The organism is Novosphingobium mississippiense, from assembly GCF_044029535.1.
GTDB lineage: Bacteria > Pseudomonadota > Alphaproteobacteria > Sphingomonadales > Sphingomonadaceae > Novosphingobium.
In genome coordinates, this window is record NZ_CP147001.1 from 3,103,384 (window position 1) to 3,122,687 (window position 19,304).

A 19,304-nucleotide genomic window follows, 5' to 3' on the forward strand; every position below is an offset into this window, starting at 1 on the left:
GCTCGCTAGACGACCACCATCACCGCGTGTTCGACGTAGATGTCCGTCGCACCCAACTGGAAGTGGTTGTAGGCCTCTCCATTGATCAGCGTCTGGCCGGTCAGCGTCGCGCCGGTCATCGTCACCGAATCGTTACCGTCGCCCAGGATCGTCAGCGTGTGGTTGCTGTCGGTCGCGCGCAGCACGCCGGCTTCGGTCAGGGTGATCTGGCGGCCGGCATCGCCGGTGCCGAGGTCGATCCGCTCGATATTGTGGATGTTGGTGACGTTGTTGAGATTCAACACCGGCCCGGTGCCGCTGGTGATCACCAAAGTATCGGTGCCGGCACCGCCGTCGATCGAGGTATCGTTCGGATCGTAGATCAGCGTATCGTCGCCATTGCCGCCGTTCAGCGTATCGGCGCCAGCGCCGCCGCGCAGCAGGTCGTTGCCGTCGCCGCCGTTCAGCGTGTCATTGCCGGCAAAGCCGTAGAGCCGGTCGTTCCCGGCCGTGCCGGTAAGCACGTTGGCGCCGGAATCGCCCTGGAACAGGTTTGCCGAACCGCCCGAATTGAGCAGGCTGAGATCGAGCAGCGAACCCACGGCGGAGGAACTGGACAGGTTGGTCATGTCCGTGGCCGAGATCGACATGGCCGTCAGCACGTTGAGGCCCAGCAGCGTGACGTCCTGCTGGAAATGGACCGAGGCCAGCAGCTCGTTCACCGAAAGGTTGTCCATCGCACCGCCGCCGACGGCGGTGATCGTCAGCGTGGAACTGGGCGCGAGGAGGCCAAGCACGCCCGACGAATTGCTGACCGATATCTGCAGCCCAAGTTCCGCCGCCAGCGCCGTCGAGGCGGTCAGCGTAAACGCGCCCAGGTTCACCGACAGCAGCGGCGCATAGCTGACCTGCACGCTCTTGAGGTTGTTGTTGACGTCCATCGCCGTCAGCGATTGCGAACTGAGGTCCAGCAGGCCCAGCGCCTCCACGCCGACCAGCCCCAGCAGCGCGGTGCCGCTGGCCTGCACTATCGGCGCCTGCGCGGTTACCGGCGTGATCGTGAAAGTCTGCGAAGTGCCGTTGCCAAGGTTGCCCGCGGCATCGACGATGCGCGCGCCCACGGTGTGCGAACCGATCGCCAGCGTGCCGGGGCCATAGAACCAGCTGGTGCCCGCCGCCGTGGCATTGATCCATGCGCCACCATCGATCTGGACCTGCACTTGCTCTCCCACGCCCAGCCCGGCGCTGAGCGTGCCACTGATCGTCGGGCTGTTGTCCTGCGTGCTCCAGTCCCCCACCGTGCCGGTATCGACCGACAGAGTGGTGACGGCGATGGTCGCGGTGGGGGGAACGCGGTCCAGCGTCATCGCATAGGCATTGGACGCCGCGCTGGCATTGCCGGCGCTGTCCACTGCGACCGCCGTGAAATTGTGCACGCCGTCCGTCAGCAGGGTGGATGGCGTGAAAGTCCAGGCGCCCAGGGCATTGGACGTGGTGGTACCCAGCACCGTGGCGCCATCGTAGACGATGATCGCCGTATTGGCCGTGGCGGTCCCGCTCAGCGATGGAGAGGCATCGTTGCTTATTCCGCCGTTGGCCACGGTGCCGATGATCGGCGCCACATCGTCCGCGATGCTGACGATCACCGGAACCGTGGGCGGCGTGGTGTCCACGATGATGGTAAAGCCGGTGGACGCGACGCCCTGGTTGCCGGCCGCGTCGGTGGCGCGTGCCGTCAGCAGGTAGGTCCCCTCGATCAGCGCGACGGGCGGGGTGAAGCTCCAGTTGCCGCTCGGGTCGGCCAGGGCTGTGCCGATCGAGACGCCGTTGGCATAGATCGTCACCGTGGCGCCGATTTCCGCCGTGCCCTGCACCAACGGTAAGGTATCGTTGGTGAACCCGCCGTTGGTCACCGGCCCCTGCACGGTGCCGACATCGTCCGTCACGCTGACGATCGACGGCGCCCCTGGCGCGGTGGTATCGACGCGAACGACGAAGGGAGAGGATGCCGGCCCCTGGTTGCCCACCGTATCGGTGGCCCGCACGGTCAGGCTGTGATCGCCCGTGGTCAGGGCGATCGTCGGCGTGAAGGTCCAGGCGCCAAGGGCATTGGCGGTGGTCGATCCGATCGACGCGCCATTGTCGTAGATCGAGATCGTGGCATTGGCTTCCGCCGTGCCGGAAAGCGTCGGCAGGGTGTCGTCGGTACTGGCGCCGTTGGTCAGCGCACCGACCCGGATGCCGACATCGTCCGTCACCGTAACGATGGCGGGGGCTGCCGGGGCGGTGGTGTCCACGATCACCACATAGGGTGCGGATGTGGCGCCGACATTGCCCGCCGCGTCCCTCGCGATCGCCGTCAGGCTGTGCGATCCATCGGTAAGCTGGGTGGGCGGCGTGAAGCTCCACGCCCCAAGGCCATTGGCTGCGGCCGTTCCCAGCAGGGCACCATTGTCATAGACATAGACGGTGGAATTGGCCTCCGCCGTGCCCGCCAGCAACGGCGTGGCATCGTCGGTGCGCCCCCCCGTTGCCACGCTGCCTTGCGTGATCCCCACATCGTCGGTGGCGGAAACGATCACCGCCGCCCCCGGCGCGCCGGTATCCACGGTAAGCAGGAAGGCCGCCGTGGCCGTGCTGGGATTGCCGGCCGGATCGCTGGCGACCACGGTGAGCGAATGCAGCCCCGTTGCCAGCGCGCCGGGCGGCGTGAAGTTCCACGCGCCGAGGCCATCGGCCGTCACGCTGCCCAGCAGCGTCGCGCCGTCATAGACCGATACGGTCGATCCCGCATCGGCAGTGCCGGCCAGCGTCGGCCGCGTATCGTCGGTCACCGCGCCGCTGGAAAGCAGGCCCTGGATCGTGCCGACATCGTCGGTGACCGAAAGCAGCACCGGCAGGGCGGGCGGCGTGATGTCGACCGTCAGCGAAAAGCTTGCGGACGCACCGCTGGCATTGCCCACAGCGTCTACGCCAACCGCCGTGAACGTGTGCAGCCCCGCACCCAGCGGGCCGGAAGGCGTGAAGCTCCACGCGCCGGCCCCATCTGCCGGGACGGTACCCAACAGGTTGGCCCCTTCGTAAATCCGGACGCTGGCACTGCCGACTGCCGTGCCGGTCAGCTTGGGCGTGGTATCGTCCGTCACCCCCCCGGCAAGGACCGGCACCTGGATCGCGCCGACATTGTCCAGAGCGTTCACAATCACCGGGGCCGCCGGTGCGGTGATGTCGATCGTCACGGCATAGGCCGCTGAAGGGGCGCTGACATTGCCCAGCGTATCGGTCGCGGTGATGGTGAAGCTGTGGCCGCCCTCACCCAGCGCGACCGAGGGCGTGAATGTCCACGCGCCAAGGCCATCGGCCGTGGTCGCCCCCAGCAGCGTGGCCCCGTCATAGACGGTGACGGTGGCCCCCGCCTCGGTCGTTCCCGAAAGCGTGGGGGTGGTATCGTCGGTCGCGCCACCGTTGGGAACCGGCGTCAGGATCGTTCCGACGTCGTCGGCGATGCTGGCGATCGAGGGGGTTGACGGCCCCGCCCGATCGACGATCGCCGTGCCCACCGAAGACAGGTTGCCGGCCGCGTCCTCCGCCGTCGCCAGGATGACGGTGCCGTCCGAAAGCGGTGTGGCGGGCGTGTAGGACCAGTGGCCCGATCCGTCGGCAACGACATCGACATGGGAAGTGCCGCCGCTGTTGAAATCGAGATGGACCTGGGCACCCGCCTCCGCCGTGCCGGTTACGGTCGATCCGTTGGTGGCGTTGACCACCGGCATGCCGGGCGGAATGGTATCGACGGTGAAGGCGACCGGCGCGCTGTTCAGGCTTTCCAGCCCGCTGTTGCTGGCGGTCGCGGTGATGCTGTGCGGGCCGTCGCCCAGCGGAATCTGCACGGTCCAGTGACCCTGTGCATCCACGGACGTAGAGGTGACGAAGTTGCCGTTATCGTAAATGTTGACGGTGGCGCCGACGTCGGCCGTGCCGGAAACTTGCGGCAACCCGTCGTCGGTTGTCCCGCCGCTGGTGATCGCCCCCGTGGCGGTACCGACATCGTCGAAAATCGTCGGAATCGAAGGAACGGCCGGGGGCGTGGTATGGAGCAGGCTATCCACCACCGTGCCCACCGATCCACTGAGATTGCCGGCCGCGTCCACCGCCGTCACGCTGATCACCGTGGTATCTGCCAACGCCGGACTGAAAGTGACGCTCCACTGGTTGAAGCTGTCGACCGTCGCGGTCGCGTTCACCGAGCCGTCGTTATTGACGTCGATCAGGATCGTCGCGCCGATCTCGCCAGTGCCGGAAAGCGTGATGCCGTCGGTCGGCAATACGGTCGGCGTCGGCGGAGGCAGCGTGTCGACCGTGATCGTGTAGACCGGCGAAAGGCTGCTGACGTTACCCGCGGCGTCCGTCGCGGTGGTCTGCAAGTTGTAGGTGCCATCGGGCAGGGTCGGTGTGAATGACCAGTGGCCGGTGGTGCCATCCGCGACCGTCGTCGACGGATAGGCCGTACCGTTGATGTAAAGCGTGACCGTGGCGCCGTTCTCCGCCGTGCCGGAAATCGTCGGCAGAACGTCATTGGTCGCCCCGCCGGTGGGGACGTTGCCCATCTGCGGCGACACGTCGTCCGCTACGCCGGTGATCAGCGGAGCGGGTGGCGCGGTAAAGTCCACGGTGAAGCCAACGGGCCCGCTTGCCGTGCCGGTATTGCCGGCCTGGTCGGTGGCGGTCAGGGTGATGGCGTGCGCACCCGATCCCAGCGGGCCGGTGGGGGTGAAAGTCCATGCCCCGCCCGCATCCGCCGTTGCAGTGCCGACCGGCACGCCATTGTCGTAGACGGCAACGTTCGCAAAGGCCTCCGTCGTGCCGGTGAGAGTCGGCAGCGTATCGCTGGTCAATCCGATCGCGATGATGTCGTGCGACTGGTGGTCCGTGATCCCCGTCAGCGTCGGCGCGTTCGGCGCGCTGGTGTCGATGGTGACGTTGGCGGAAATGGATGTGTTGCCGGCCGCATCGGTCGCCGTTGCGGAAACGGCGGTGCCGCCGCCCGGATTGCCCGCAAAAGTGTAAGTCCAGATGCCCGAGGCATTGGCCTGCACTTGCGCATCGATCGAACCGTTGTTGCCGATGTCGATGGCGATGGTGGCATTGGCCTCCGCCGTGCCCGAAAGCGTCACCCCGTTGGTCGGGTTGATCAGCGGGGCGCCCGGCGGCGTTGCATCGATGGTGAACGTGAAGGCCGGCGATTGCGCGCTGACGTTGCCGGCCGCGTTCGTCGCGCTCACCGTGATGCTTTGCGCACCGCCGCCTAGCGTGGGGGTATAGCTCCACGCGCCGCTGCCGTCGGCCGAAGTCGTGGCGATCAGCGCGCCATTGTTGAAGATCGATATCTGCACGCCGGGCTGTGCCGTGCCGGACAGCGTGGGCGTGGTGTCGTTGGTCAGGCCGCCATTGGCCACAGGGCCGACGATCAACGGCGCGTTGTCCGTAACCGAACCGATCTGCGGCGTTGCAACCACGCTGGTATCCAGCGTGACGGCATAGCTGTTCGAAACGGGGCCCGAATTGCCTGCAGCGTTCGTGGCGATCGCCGTGAAGACATGGCCGCTGCCGGTTAGCGGGGCAGACGGAATCAGGCTCCAGTTGCCACTGCCGTCTGCGGTCGTCGTGCCGATCAGGCTGCCGTTATCGTAGACCGAGACATGTGCATTGATCGGCGCTGTGCCGCCAATCGCCGGCTGGGCATCGTCCGTGGTCGTGCCCTGGCCGACATTGCCCTGTCGGTCGCCCGTATCATCCGTGACGGAGGCAATGACCGGCGCCGCCGGCGTGCCGATGTCCACCGAGATGGTGTAGCCGGCCGAGGCCGGGCCCAGATTGCCGCTGGGATCGGTCGCCGTAGCGGTCAGCACATGCGTGCCGGGCGTCAACGCGGGGGAAACCGCAAGGATCCAGCCGCCACTGCCGTTCGCCACGGCCTGCCCGATCAGGCTGCCATTGTCATAGACCGTGATCGTGGAGCCGGGCTCAGCCGATCCGGTGATCACCGGCAGGGTATCGTCAGTGCTGCCGCCGTTGAGGACCAGCCCCTGTTGCGGACCCACATCGTCCGCCACGCCGGAGATCGTCGGTGCACCCGGCGGGGTATGGTCGATGGTGAGGCGCGTGGCGGCGGAAGTGTTGCCCACCGGATCGCGCGCGGCGACCGTGACCGTGTCGCCATTCGGCAGCGGTGTGCCGGGCGTGTAGCTCCACTGCCCCGCTCCGTCCGCCGTGGTCGTGGCATTGATGATGCCGTCGTCGTCGAAATCGATCAGGATCGTGGCATTGGCTTCCGCCGTGCCGGTCAGGATCGCCCCGTTGCTGGGATCGATCGTGGGCGGCGGCGGCGGCGTCAGATCGATGCCCAATGTGAAGGCCACCGAAGGCCCGCTGGTATTGCCGGCGGCATCGGTGGCGGTGGCAGTGAAGCTGTGCGCCCCTGCAGCCAGTGCCGTTGTCGGCGTGAAGGTCCAGCCACCGCCACCGCTCGCCACCACGCGGCCGATTTCGCTGCCGTTGTCCAGGACGGTCACCGTGGATCCCGCCACCGCCGTGCCCGAAAGCATGGGCAGGATGTCGTCGGTGATCGCACCGCTGGCCAGCGGGCCGATCACCGTCCCGGCATCGTCCATCGCGCCGGTGATCGACGGGATGGCCGGGGCACTGGTATCCACCGAGATCGTGAAACCCGCCGAAGCGGCGCTTCCCGTTCCGGCGGCGTTGACCGTCTGCGCCGTGAATACATAAGTGCCGTCCACCAGCCCCACGCCGGGCGTGTAGGCCCAGTTGCCCAGTGCATCGGCGTGAACCGTATCGACCGGGACGCCATTGCGCAGGATCGAGACGTCCGCATTGGCGAGCGCCGTTCCCGCCAAAGTCGGCTGGGTATCGTCGGTCACGCCGCCATTGGCCACCGGGCCGCGGATCGATCCCACGTCGTCCAGCGCGCCGACGATCGCGGGCGCGGCGGGAATGCTGGTGTCGACCGTGACGGTCCAACCCGTGGAATCGGCGCTGACATTGCCGGCCGCATCGGTGGCGGTCACCACGAAGTTATGGCTGCCCGGCGATAGTGCCGAGGCCGGCGTGAAGTTCCAGGCGCCCGCGCCATCGACCGGGGCCGTTCCCAGCAAAGCGCCGTTGTCGTAGATCGTCACCAGCGTGTTCGGCTCGGCGGTTCCGGCCAGCAAGGGGTGGGTATCGTCGGTGACCCCGCCGGCCACCACCGGGCCTTGAACGGTGCCGACATCGTCGGTCACCGAAACGATCCTTGGTGCGACCGGCGCAACGGTATCGATCGTCAGGGTGAAGGCGGTGGAAGTCAGGCTGACATTGCCCGCAGCATCGGCCGCGGTGGCCGTGAACACGTGGCTTCCCGTCCCCAGCGGCGTTGCCGGCGTGAAGTGCCAGATCCCGCCGCCATCGGCCACCGTCGTGCCGATCAGCACGCCGCCGTCATAGATCCGGACAGTGGCCCCGTTCTCGGCAACGCCGGTCAGCGCGGGCTGGCCATCGTCGGTAATCGTGCCGCTGGTGATCACGCCTTGCGAAGCACCGACATCGTCCTGCGCATAGACGATGACGGGAACGATCGGGGCCACGCCGTCAACCACGGTCGACGCGGGCAGGGACGTATTGCCGGCCGCGTCGGCGGCGGTGGCGATCACCACGCTGCCATCGGGCAGCGCCGTTGCCGGGGTGAAGCTCCAGACACCGGTCGGACCGGCCTGAACTTGCGCATCGGGCGTGCCGTCGCCGTTGAGGTCCAGAATCACGGTCGCCCCCGCCTCGGCCGTGCCGGTCAGCACGGTGCCGTTGGTGGGGTTCAGGGTCGGCACGGGCGGAGCAATCGTGTCCACCGTCAGCGCGAAGGCGGCAGAGGGCAGGCTTTCGTTGCCCACGGTGTCGGTTGTGGTGGCGGAAAGGCTGTGCGGGCCTTCGCTCAGGGAAAGAGGGATGCTCCAGTGGCCGGAACCGTCCGCCTGGGTGCTGCCCAGCAGAACGCCGCCGTCGTAGACCGATACGGTCACGCCGGCTTCGGCCGTTCCGCTCAATACCGGGGCCGGATCGTCGGTGGTGGCGCCGCTGGCGAGCGCACCCTGGATGGTGCCAACCGCATCCTCGGCAGCGAGAATGCTGGGCACCGGGGGCGGTGTGGAATCGATCGTGCCGTCCACCGTTTCGCTGGCGGCGGGGGAGGTATTGCCCGCCGCATCGGTGGCGGTCACACTCACGTGCGTGCCATCGGCCAGTGCGGGCGCGAACGTGACGCTCCAGCGCCCTTCGGCATTGGCAACCGTGGTCGCGTCCGGGCTGTCATCGCCATTGATGTCGACGGAGATCGCCGCCCCTGCTTCCGCCGTGCCGGAAAGGGTGGTGCCGTCGGACGCATTGAGCGTGGGCGCGGCCGGGGCGGTCAGGTCGATCGCCACCGCATAGCCGGACGAAGGGCCGCGCGGCACGCCGCCTTCCATCGTGGACGTCACCGAAAAGCTGTGCTGCCCTTCGGCAAGCGTCGGGGCAGTGAAGTGCCAGGCCCCCGAACCATCGGCGATGACCGTGCCCAGCAGCGCGCCATTGTCATAGATGCGCACGGTGGAGCCCGCTTCGGCGGTGCCGGCGATCACCGGCGTGGGATCGTTGCTGATGCCGCCGCTGGCGATCGTGCCCGTCACGCCGGGAAGATCGTCGATCACCGCAGTGACGATCGGCGCCACGACCAGATCGCCGTCGACCACCACCGTGGTGGGCGCAGAGGTATTGCCGGCGGCGTCGGTGGCAGTCACCACGATCGGCGTCCCGTCCGGAATCAGCGTGGACGGCACATAGCTCCAGTTGCCGCTTTCACCGGCGCGGGCGGTGCCGTCCACCGTGCCGTCGCCATTGATATCGATGCTGATCAGCGCCCCGGGCTCGGCCATGCCGGTCAACCCGGCGCCGCTGGTGGGCGCCACGGCGGGCGCGGCGGGGGGCGTGGTGTCCACCGTGATCAGGAAGGGTGCCGAACTGGCGCTGGTATTGCCCGCACCGTCGGTAGCGGTGAAGGTCAGCGCGTGCTCGCCCTCTCCCAGCGGAGTGGTGGGCGTGAAGACCCAGTGACCGTCGCCGCCGACGGTGGCGGTCCCGATCGGTTGCCCATTGTCGTAGACGGTGATGGTGGCGCCCGGCTCCATGCCGCTGCCATCGATGGTGGGCGTAGTGTCGTCGGTCGTCGCCCCGCTGGATATGTCGCCCTGGATCGAGCCGACATTGTCATCGACAGAGCCCGGCGTGGGCACTGAAGGAGGCGTCGAATCGACGCCATGATCCACCGTCACCGTGCCGTCGGGCGATGTATTGCCCGCGGCGTCCACCGCCACGGCGTGAACGGGCGCGCCGTCCGCCAGCGGTGGATTCAGCGTGACGCTCCAGTTGCCTTGCCCATCGGCAACGGTGGAAACATCGGCCGTGCCGTCCCCGTTGGTATCGACCTTGATGGTGGCGCCGGGCTCCGCTGTTCCGCTCAGGGTCGTGCCGTCGGTGGGGTTCAGCACCGGTGCCGCAGGCGCAACGGTATCCACGACCACCACATAGGGCGCCGACGCCGCGCTGACATTGCCCAGGGCATCGGCGGCAGTCACCGTGAAACTGTGTGAGCCATCGGGCAGGGCCGTGGCCGGTGTGAAGCTCCAGCTGCCGTCGCTTCCCGCCTTGACCGTGCCGACCAGCACGCCGCCGTCATAGATCGAGACGGTGGCCCCCGCCTCGGTCGTGCCGCTCAAGGTGGGCCGGGTATCGTCCGTCGCCCCGCCATTGGCGACCGTGCCCTGCACCGCGCCCACATCGTCCGTCACCTGGCCGACGGCGGGAACGGAAGGAGGCGCGCGATCGACAGTGATCGAGGTGGGATTGCTGACGTTCCCGGCCGCATCGACGGCGGTGACCCGCACGGTGGTGCCGTCCGCCAGGGGTGTTCCCGGAGTATAGCTCCATTGCCCGTCCGTACCGGCAGTGACCGTGGCTTCCACCGTGCCGTCGCCATTGACGTCGATCCGCACGGTGGAGCCGGGTTCGGCAGTGCCGTGCAGCGTGCCGCCATTGCTGGGATCGACCACCGGCGCAGCCGGCGGCGTGGTATCGGGCGGCGTGCTGCTGCCGCCCCCATTGTTGCCGCCCCCGTTTTTGCCGCCACCTCCGCCGCCGCCGGCGGCCAGGGCAACGCCGCCGGCCAGACCGGCCACGCCCAACCCGATCAGGGCCGGGCTGATGCCGCCGCCTGCCGCTTCGGCTGCGGTGGTGCTGGCGGCAGCGACGGAGGCATCCAGCGGCGAAAGGCTGTAGTTCAATGCCTCGCTGGTGGTATCGGTGGGCGTAAAGCAGGCCGCATCGCCCAGATGGGCCAGCCATTGTCCCGCACCGGTGGGATCCGCGAACGTCAGTTGCCCGATATCTTCCGGCGGACAGGCGAAATAGCCGTCCAGCCGGATGGAGGATCCATCGTCGAAGCTGATGATCAGGTCATCGCCCTCCCGCGTCATCGCGGTGACCGCCTTCGGCGATGCATAGACCTTGACGGCGGATCCGGGCTGGACCGGCAGCGCGTTCTTGCCGCCGTGGGTGACCGTGGTGCTTACCGCCTTGGTGGTGCGGTTGGTGACGTCGACGCGCGTATCCATCGCATGGTCTCCCACTGAGTGCCGTCGCCGGCAGGCACCGGCCCGCGATCACGTGCGGCCGGCTCATGGAAAAGGGATATCGAACCTGAAAACACCGGAGGCCGGCAATCGCCGCAACAGCCGATCGGGGGAACATGGACATGCTGCATTGCCGACACTCTGGACGGCGATTGTGCGAACGGCGGGTTCCTATCTCCCCCCTACGGACAATTAGGCTTATTATTCGAAGAGATAGATTCGCAGAGGGGCAACGAACAGCGCTATCCGCTCCAAATCGGACCGAACCCAGGCCGAACTTCGCGGCTTGCCCGGAATCCGCGCCGGCCCGCAGCCGTCCCTTGAGCCGCCTCCTTGGTCCGCCGCTTTGATCCGCCTACCCCGCGTGACGCACGTTTTCATGCATTGCGGCGCACAAATTCCATCGTATCCGGATCGAACTTCTATGGACCCGCTTCGGGCCCGCGCATCATGCGTTCACAAGTGCGCGCAGCACCCCGTCCCCTACATCGCCAGCGAGGCGGAAAGGAACACCGTCGCCGGGCCTTGCGGCGTAAATTGCGGCATCGTGCGATAGCGCAGGGCATTGCCGAAGGCGAAGACATTACCCTTGTCGCCCAGCAGGTTCTGCGCCGTCAGGGCCACCTGCCACGCCCCGTGGGACACGTGCAGTTCCGCGGTACTTTCCAGATAGTCCCCCATGGGACGGTCCAGATCGGGATCGAAGCTCATGCGCGCCGGGCCGACATAGCGCAGCCCCAACCTGGCCCATGCCGCCAGCGATCCCAGCGTGAAGTCATGCCGCAGATCGCCGCGCACGGTATAGCGGGGCACCACCGGCAGCCGCCGGTCGTCCAGCCGATAGCCCAGCGCATTGCGGGTCAGCTGCGCATCGGTCAGGTTGCCGCCCAGTTCGACGTGCCAGGTGCGCGCGACCGGCACAGCCACGCTGCCCTCCACCCCCAGAATGCGCGCGTCGCCCGCCGTCGCCGTGGTGATCAGGCCGTTGTCCTCCAGCACGTCCGACTGGACATCGTCCCACCGCGAATACCAGGCGCCCAGGTCGATCCGCGCGCCACCGGCCAGTTCCTCGCGCCAGCCCGCTTCCACCGAGGCCAGTTCGTCCCCCTTCAGCGTTTCCACCGCACCGTTCGAATCGATCATCGTCCCGCCCTGCCGGAAGGCGGAGCCGTAGCGCACGTAGAGCAGCCGCCCCGTACGCGGCCGCCAGGACAGGGCAAGGCTGGGCGTGACGCCGGACTTGTCCTGCTGCTGGGTGACGATGCCGGAATCCAGCCGGCGCTTTTCGCGGATGGACGAGGCGAACAGACGCGCCCCGCCGTCCAGCGAGAAACGCGTGCCCAGCGGCACCGTCACGTTGAAATAGGCGGCGGTATCGTGGCTGTCGCGGTGATCCTGATCCACCAGCAGGCTTTCGCCCGCCGCGCCCTGCAAGGTGGTGTCCAGCGACTGGCGCGCATCCAGATGCGAAAGCCCGGTCAGCCAGTCGGCCCCGGCCAGATGCCAGCGCAGCCGCAATTCGCTGTCCCACGTGCGATAGCTGCGCGTGTCCAGCAACAGACGGGGATCGGCCAGGCCGAAGTCATCGGCCCCCACGGTGGCGTCCAGCGTATCGTCGACATCGTGCCAGGTCATCGCCGTGGCCAGCATCACGTCGATGCCGGACAGCTTGCCCGTCAGCCGCCCGGCAAGGTGGGTCAGGTCATTGTCGTGCGGTTCCGCCAGCTGGGCATCGCGGGAATAGCTGCGCGGCGCATAGACATAGCGACTGTCGCTCGATTCGGTCCATTGGCCCAGCCCGGTCACGTCGAGCCGCCAGCCATCCACCGGCTCCACCCCCAGCAGCACGCGGCCGCCGCTGACATGCGTGGTGTTGCCGTCCTTGCGCGTGCCGGTATCGACCCAGCCCGGCTCCTGCGCGACATAACCCACGAACCGCAGCGCCGCGGTTCCCGGCAGCACCGGCAGATTGGCCACGGCAGAGCCCGAATAGCCCATCTCGCCATGGTTGGCGATGCTGCCGCCCCCGGTCAGCGACAGGCTCATGCTGTCCAGATCGGCGGGGTGCGAAACCATGTGATAGATGCCGCCCAGCGCGCCGGTGCCGTAGAGCGATCCCTGCGGGCCCTTCAGCACTTCCACCCGATCCATGTCCACCAGCCGGATATCGGGATCGGGCGCGGCGTAAGTCAGGCGCGCCTCGTCCAGCACCACGGCGACGGTCGACTGGCTCTCGCCCCCGAACGCGCTGTCGGCCACGCCGCGCAGGAACATGCGGTTGCGCCCCGGGCCCAGCGCGGTCAACGCCAGCCCGTCCACTTGCGCAGCCACGGTGCCGCTGGACCGGTGGGGATCGTCATGCCCGATGGCATCCCCCGAAACCACCGATACCGCCGCCGGCACCGTCGAGAGTTCGAGCGGCTGCTTGGTCGCGGTGACGATGATCGGCTTGCCCTCCACCGTTTCCGGCGGCGCTTCGGCAACGACCGGGCGTGGGATAACGGGCGGCGCGGCGGGCGCGCGTTCGATCCGCCAGGCGGTGCCGCCAACCTGCACCGCGCGATAGCCGCTGCCCGCCAGCAACCGCGCCAGCGCCGCGCCGATGCTCAGCCTGCCGTGGATCGGCCGCGTATGCAGCGGGGGCAGTGGCCCGTCGGTGCCGATCGAGACGCGCGCCTCACGCGCCAGTTCGGCGATCGCGTCGGGCAGCTGGGTTGCGGCGATGTCGATCTGCGCAGGGGCGGCGGTTCGGGCAGAAGTGCCGGCCTGACCGGCGGCCTGCCGCGCGAAAGCCTCAGGGCTGTTCCAGACGCCAAGCGCCAGCGTGGCCGCCGAGACGCAGCCCCATGAGCTGGACCAGATCGCGCAACGCCGTATCGCCATTGTCTACAATCAAGGTCCCCGAAAAGCGCCGGTCCCGCAAGGCAGGGGGCACATCCACCGTCACCCCGGCATAGCGGCGCAGATCGCCGGCGACCAGTGCCAACGTCGCGTTGTCGTAGGTGAGCCGGCCGTCCTTCCACGAGCCGACATCGCCGGAACTGACGGCGGCGACCGTCGCCGTGCCGGCACGGGGATCGAACGCCAGCCCCTTGCCCGCCGGCAGTTGCACGGGCGCGCCAAGTGCCTGGGCGCTGACCTGCACCTGCCCTTCCACCACCGCGACGCGCACGGCATCGTCCTGCGCCTGCACGTCGAAGCGTGTGCCGATATCGCTGATCGCCAGCGCACCCGCCGTGATCTTCAGCTGCCGATGCGGATCATGGCGGATATCGAACAGCGCACCACCCGACAGGGCAATGCGATCCTCATCACGCCCCGCCACCTTCAGCGTGCTGCGCGGGGCCAGCAGGATGGTCGATCCATCGGCCAGGGCAATGCGTTGCGACGTGCCGCCCGTCGCGTACTCCTGCGAAGCGCTGTCCATGAATTGCGGCACCGCGATCGCAGCCGCCAGCGATGCCGCCACCGCCACCCCGGCCCAGCGCCAGGTCCGGTGCCAAGTCCGATGCCAGGCCCGGCGCGGGGCACGTCCGGCCTCTGCCAGTGCGGGCCGTTCGACGCTCTCTTCCGTCACGGGTTCCGGCCAGAGTTCGGCCCGATCGGCATGATGATCCAGCAGCGCCGCGTCGGTCAGCGCGATCTCGTCGAAAGCCTGCCGATGGCGCGGATCGTGTTCCAGCCACCGCGTGAAGGCATCCCAGTCCATCGCATCGTCATTGCTGGCCAGATGCCAGGCTGCCGCCTCAGCCAGAATGTCGTCGGGAAGCTCTCTTCCGGGAATGAGCAAATGATCGTCGCGGTTCATTGTCCCTGTTCCCTCTGCGCGTGACCGCCCTGCAGTCGTTCTCCACCTTCCGGTCCTTGCGGGGAAGACGCCACCGTGCCGAAGCATCCACAGTCGGCCAGAGCCTGTCGCAATCGCTTCATCGCCAACGCCAGGTGTTTTTCCACGCCGCTGCGGCTGATTCCCATCACGCGGGCAATCTCGCTCTGCCCCAGCCCCTCGAACCGATAGAGCCGAAGTGCGCGCCCGGCGCCATCGGGCAGCGCGGCGATGGCGCCGCGCAGGATTTCCGCCTCCTGCCGCCGGGCGATCGCCTCATCGGCGGGTTCGCCGGGGTCGGTGCGATCCTCCGACGCCGTGGCGGGGTCCGCACCATCGGCATCCAGCCAGGCCCGTTCCCGCCGCATCGCCCGCTGTCGCCCCCGCGCGCGATCGAGCACCAGATTATTGGCCATCCGGAACAGATAGGCGCGTGGTGCCGCGATTGGCCCGGTGGCCTGCGCGCCCCCCACCTTGATCCACAAGTCCTGCAGGACATCCTGCGCGTCATCCAGCGAACCGCACCGGGCCGCCAGAAACTGCAGCAGTGCGCCGCGATTTTCCTCCAGCACGGTTATCAAGCCGGAAGTGGGCATCTGGCCGGAAGCCGGCATCTGACCCGAAGCGCGTGACGGCGGTTGCGGTAAACGGGCCATCTCTGTCTCCGCCTGAACCATGGTCAGCACTCGCCGATGGGCCGGCATGATGCCGGCGGCCTACCGGCGGAACGCATTCTTGCCACTTCATGCACGTCGACGCGCTCCCATGCAAACCCTGCCGGAGAAGCGCCGCGCAAGACAGTTCGCGCGGCAGCGGTCTGGGTAGACGCCGCAAGCGCGCGCGATCCTCAGTCGATCGCGATGAAAAAATCGCCCGGCCGTACGTGCCGCGTCAGTCCTGGCTCACCAGTCGGTAGCCGACCCCCGGTTCGTTGCGCAGCAGGGCGGGATTGGCCGGATCGTCCTCCAGCTTGCGGCGGATGCCGCGCGCGGCCACGCGCAAGTATTCCACGTCGCTCTCATGCCCCGGCCCCCAGACCGAACGCAGCAATTGCGCATGGGTGATGACCCGCCCCGGATTGCGCGCCAGTTCGGCCAGGAAGCCGTATTCCTTGGGCGTCAGATGCACTTCCGCCCCGCCCTTGCGGACCAGCCGGGCGACCAGATCGATCTCCACATCGCCGCGCCGCACCGGGCGCTCAGCCGCTTCGGCGGGAATCCGGTGGCGCAGCGCGGTGCGGATGCGCGCCAGCACTTCCTCGCTATCGAACGGCTTGGCCACGTAATCGTCGGCGCCCAGGTCCAGCGCGGCGACTTTCTGGTCGGTCGCCTCACGCGCGGAAACGACGATGATCGCCGCCTGCCCGCGCATCAGCGGGATCAGTTCCAGCCCGTCGCGATCGGGCAGGCCCAGATCCAGCAGCACGACTTCGGGCTTGTCGATGGCCATGGCATTCAGCGCCTCCCGCGCGGTGCCGGCCTCCACCACGGCGTAGCCGGCACGGGCAAGCCCGGCGTGGAACAGGCGGCGGATGGCCGGCTCGTCATCGACGACGAGGATGGTGATGGTCTGCGTCATAGTCCCTATTCCCCGGATTGGGGCCATTCCCTGAGATGCGCCTTGTCGAAATGGATGGCGAAGCGCGCGCCCCGCCCGTCCTCGCGATTGGTGGCGGTGACGGCAAGGCCCATGGCCATCGCGAAGCCTTTGACGATGGCCAGACCCAGCCCGGTGCCGCCCTTGCGGTCGGACCCCTCGATCCGCGTGAACGTCTCGAAGATGCGCTCTTCCTCGCCCGCCGGAATGCCGGGCCCACGATCGCTGACCGTCAGCACCAGCCCATCGGCCTGCCGCTGCGCCGCGATCGCGATGGGCGCGGCAGGATCGCCATACTTGGCGGCATTCTCGATCAGGTTGGTAAGGCAGTGGTGGAACAAGTTGGGATCCACCAGGATCATCGGCACATCGGCGTGGATGTTGGTTTCCACCGCGTGGCCGATCAGCAGGCCGCGCAACTGGTGCAAGGCCTCTCCCACCGCCTCGTCCAGATCGACCGGTTCGATCTTGCCGTGCAGCGCCCCTGCCTCGATCCGCGCCATGTCCAGCAGGTTGGTGACGAAACGGTGCAGCCGCTCCGCCTCGCCCCGCGCGGCGGCGATGGGCACTGCCTGCTGCGGCGCGCTCGCCTCGATGGCGGCCAGCGTGCCCATGATCGTGGTAAGCGGCGTGCGCAGGTCGTGGCTGACGGAGGAGAGCAGCGCATGGCGCAGCCGATCGCGCTCACGCGCCTGCGACAGTTCGGCCATCTGCCCTTCCAGCGCCATGCGTTCCAGCGCAAGGCCGGCCTGATCGAGCAGGCTGAGCAGCAGCGGCAACTGGTCCGGCCGCACGGCGGTGCGTGCATCGCTGCGGGCCAGGCCGAAGACCCCCATCACCGCGCCGCGGGCGGACAGGGGGTGGAACAGCCATTCGGACGCGGTCAGCGTGTCGGAGCCTTGCCCTGCGGGCGTGTTGTTGTCGAACGCCCAGTTGGCGGCGGCCAGGTCCAGCGTTTCAAGGCGCGCGGGTCGCGGCCAGCTCCAGCGGCGGGACAGTCCCTCGTCGCCCGGCATCAGCAGCACGGTATTGCCGTCGAACAGGCGGCCGATCTCTCCACAGAGCACATGGGCCAGTTCGTCGATCGTGCTGATCCCGGTCAACTGACGCGCAAAGCCCGCCAACGCGCTGTTCTGCGTGGCGCTCGCCTGCGCCTGCAGGGCATGTTCACGCACGCGGGCCGCCAGCTGGCTGCTGACCACGGCCACGCCCAGCAGCACCAGCACGGTGATGAAATTGCGTGGATCCTCGATCGTCAGCGTGTGCGTGGGCGGCAGGAAGAAGAAGTTGTAGGCCAGCGAGGATGCCAGCCCCGCCGCCACGCCGGTGCGCAGGCCATAGCGGGTTGCCGCAACCATGACGGGCAGCAGGTAGAGCAGCCCCAGATCGGTGATGTTGCCGCTGGACAGGATCAGCGTGCCCAGCAGCGTGACCGCCGCCGTCAGCCCCAGCGAGACGAAATAGCCGGCCGGCGATCCCCACTGCCCGCCCGGCCGCCGCCCGGGATCGCGTCCCTCGCCGCCCGTCGTCGGCACCACCTGGATCGACAAGCCTGGCATCTCGCGCACCAGCCGGTCGACGATCGACCCGTGGCGCAGTTCGAACCAGCGCGACCGGGCGGACTTGCCGACGATCAGCTGCGTCGCCCGCGCCTGCGCGGCAAAGCTCTTCAGCCCGTCGAACACCGTTTCGGCCGGCAGCGTCGCCACTTGCCCGCCCAGCTGCGTCGCCAGATGGAGCGCATCGGCAAGCTGGGCATTCTCGCCATCGGTGAACCCGGCGGCGCGCGGGGTTTCGATATGCACCGCCGTCCACGGCGCGCGCAGCGCATCGGCAAGCCGCTTGGCCGCGCGCACCAGTTCCAGCGCGCCGGGCTGCTCGCTCACCGCCACCATCAGACGGTCGCTGGCCGCCCACACCCCCTCGATCGCGTGGGCGCGCACATATTCCAGCATCTGCGCATCGACCGTCTGCGCCGCATAGCGCAGCGCCATCTCGCGCAAGGCGGACAGGTTCGACTTGGAAAAGAACGCCCCCAGCGCGCGGGTCGCCTCGTCCGGTACGTAGACCTTCCCCTGCCGCAGCCGCTCGATCAGTTCGTCCGGCGGAATGTCGACGACCTCGATCTCGGCATCGCCCAGCACCTTGTCGGGCAGCGTCTCGCGCACGCGGACCTTGGTGAAGGAGGCGACGACGTCGTTCAGGCTTTCGATGTGCTGGATGTTCAGCGTGGACCAGACGTCGATCCCGGCTTCCAGCAGTTCCTCCACGTCCTGCCAACGCTTGTCGTGGCGGCTGCCCGGCGCATTGGTGTGCGCCAGTTCGTCCACCAGCACCAGTGCGGGGCGGCGGGCGAGAACCGCGTCGATGTCCATCTCGTCCAGGACATGGCCCTGATAGGGCACGTGGGTTCGCGCGATCGCTTCCAGCCCGTGCAAACGCGCCGCCGTCTCCGCGCGGCCATGCGTCTCCACCACGCCCACCACCACGTCGACCCCGGCGGCCCGGCGGGCAAGCCCTTCGCCCAGCATCTCGTAAGTCTTGCCCACCCCCGGGGCAGCGCCGAGAAAAATCTTCAGGCGGCCGCGATGCTCACGCGCGGCGGCGCGCAACAGGGCTTCGGGATCGGGGCGCGGTTCGTTCACGGCTGCGCTTGTGCGCCGGTGGCCGGCCGCCTGTCGAGAGCCAGATTCACGCCGGACATGTCGCACACGAAAAGATCCGCCCTGAGGCAAATCCCCGAGGCGGAAGGCGTCACCAGGCAGGAAGGAACGGGAAAACCTGGGGATTTCGGAAAGGGCGGGGCGGCGGCGCGATTCATCGGCGGCTCAAAAGTGACCGGGCAGGTCGATCTCAAGGAACAGGCGCGGCCCCCACAGGGCCAGCGCCAGGCCAAGGCTGAGCAGCGCGATGAACACCGCGCAAAGCCCAAGGTCGGCCACCGTGGGATCGTGCAGCACCGGCGTGATCGCCATCCGGTGTTCGGCCAGAATGACGCGCGATGCCGCCAGCAGGCACAGCAGGCCCACCACGCGCATCGCGACTTCGGCCGGCCACCAGCGCTTTCCCACACGCAGCGCGGCCAGCCTTTGGGGGGACAGATATCGGCGCATGGCACCATACTCCCGTCAGTGGATAACGGGTGCGAGATGGTCCTTCAGGCCGTTAAGGTTCCACGGGGAATTGCTCCG

General features: G+C 68.1%; 7 protein-coding genes. All 7 read right to left on the reverse strand.

Annotated elements, in window-relative coordinates; genetic code table 11:
* Positions 1-5: 5 nt before the first annotated feature.
* Positions 6-10,673: an Ig-like domain-containing protein gene (locus tag WBP06_RS14690; RefSeq protein WP_395329242.1), complete on the reverse strand. Its 10,668-nt coding sequence runs from the start codon at positions 10,671-10,673 to the stop codon at positions 6-8.
* Between the two features lie 501 nt (positions 10,674-11,174).
* The gene (locus tag WBP06_RS14695; protein ID WP_395329245.1) at positions 11,175-13,574 is read right to left on the reverse strand and encodes a TonB-dependent receptor domain-containing protein; all 2,400 of its coding nucleotides are present in this window, start codon (positions 13,572-13,574) and stop codon (positions 11,175-11,177) included.
* Positions 13,486-14,499: a FecR family protein gene (locus tag WBP06_RS14700; RefSeq protein ID WP_395329248.1), complete on the reverse strand. Its 1,014-nt coding sequence runs from the start codon at positions 14,497-14,499 to the stop codon at positions 13,486-13,488. Before WBP06_RS14700 ends, WBP06_RS14695 begins: the two co-directional genes overlap by 89 nt.
* Complete coding sequence (locus WBP06_RS14705; RefSeq protein ID WP_395329251.1) at positions 14,496-15,173, reverse strand: RNA polymerase sigma factor; 678 nt, start codon at positions 15,171-15,173, stop codon at positions 14,496-14,498. Before WBP06_RS14705 ends, WBP06_RS14700 begins: the two co-directional genes overlap by 4 nt.
* A gap of 235 nt (positions 15,174-15,408) precedes the next feature.
* Positions 15,409-16,095, reverse strand: coding sequence for a response regulator (locus WBP06_RS14710; protein WP_395329254.1), 687 nt, complete (start codon positions 16,093-16,095; stop codon positions 15,409-15,411).
* A gap of 5 nt (positions 16,096-16,100) precedes the next feature.
* Positions 16,101-18,758 (reverse strand): DUF4118 domain-containing protein, encoded by a 2,658-nt coding sequence (locus tag WBP06_RS14715; RefSeq protein WP_395329257.1) that lies wholly within the window; start codon positions 18,756-18,758, stop codon positions 16,101-16,103.
* 183 nt (positions 18,759-18,941) lie between these two features.
* Complete coding sequence (locus tag WBP06_RS14720; protein ID WP_395329259.1) at positions 18,942-19,226, reverse strand: hypothetical protein; 285 nt, start codon at positions 19,224-19,226, stop codon at positions 18,942-18,944.
* Positions 19,227-19,304: the final 78 nt, after the last annotated feature.

Bases quoted from the DNA above. Each gene is read 5' to 3' on its own strand.
- WBP06_RS14700 (WP_395329248.1), bottom strand. From the start codon at position 14,499: ATGAACCGCGACGATCATTTGCTCATTCCCGGAAGAGAGCTTCCCGAC.
- WBP06_RS14695 (WP_395329245.1), bottom strand. From the start codon at position 13,574: ATGGCGATACGGCGTTGCGCGATCTGGTCCAGCTCATGGGGCTGCGTC.
- WBP06_RS14720 (WP_395329259.1), bottom strand. From the start codon at position 19,226: ATGCGCCGATATCTGTCCCCCCAAAGGCTGGCCGCGCTGCGTGTGGGA.
- WBP06_RS14690 (WP_395329242.1), bottom strand. From the start codon at position 10,673: ATGGATACGCGCGTCGACGTCACCAACCGCACCACCAAGGCGGTAAGC.
- WBP06_RS14705 (WP_395329251.1), bottom strand. From the start codon at position 15,173: ATGGCCCGTTTACCGCAACCGCCGTCACGCGCTTCGGGTCAGATGCCG.
- WBP06_RS14710 (WP_395329254.1), bottom strand. From the start codon at position 16,095: ATGACGCAGACCATCACCATCCTCGTCGTCGATGACGAGCCGGCCATC.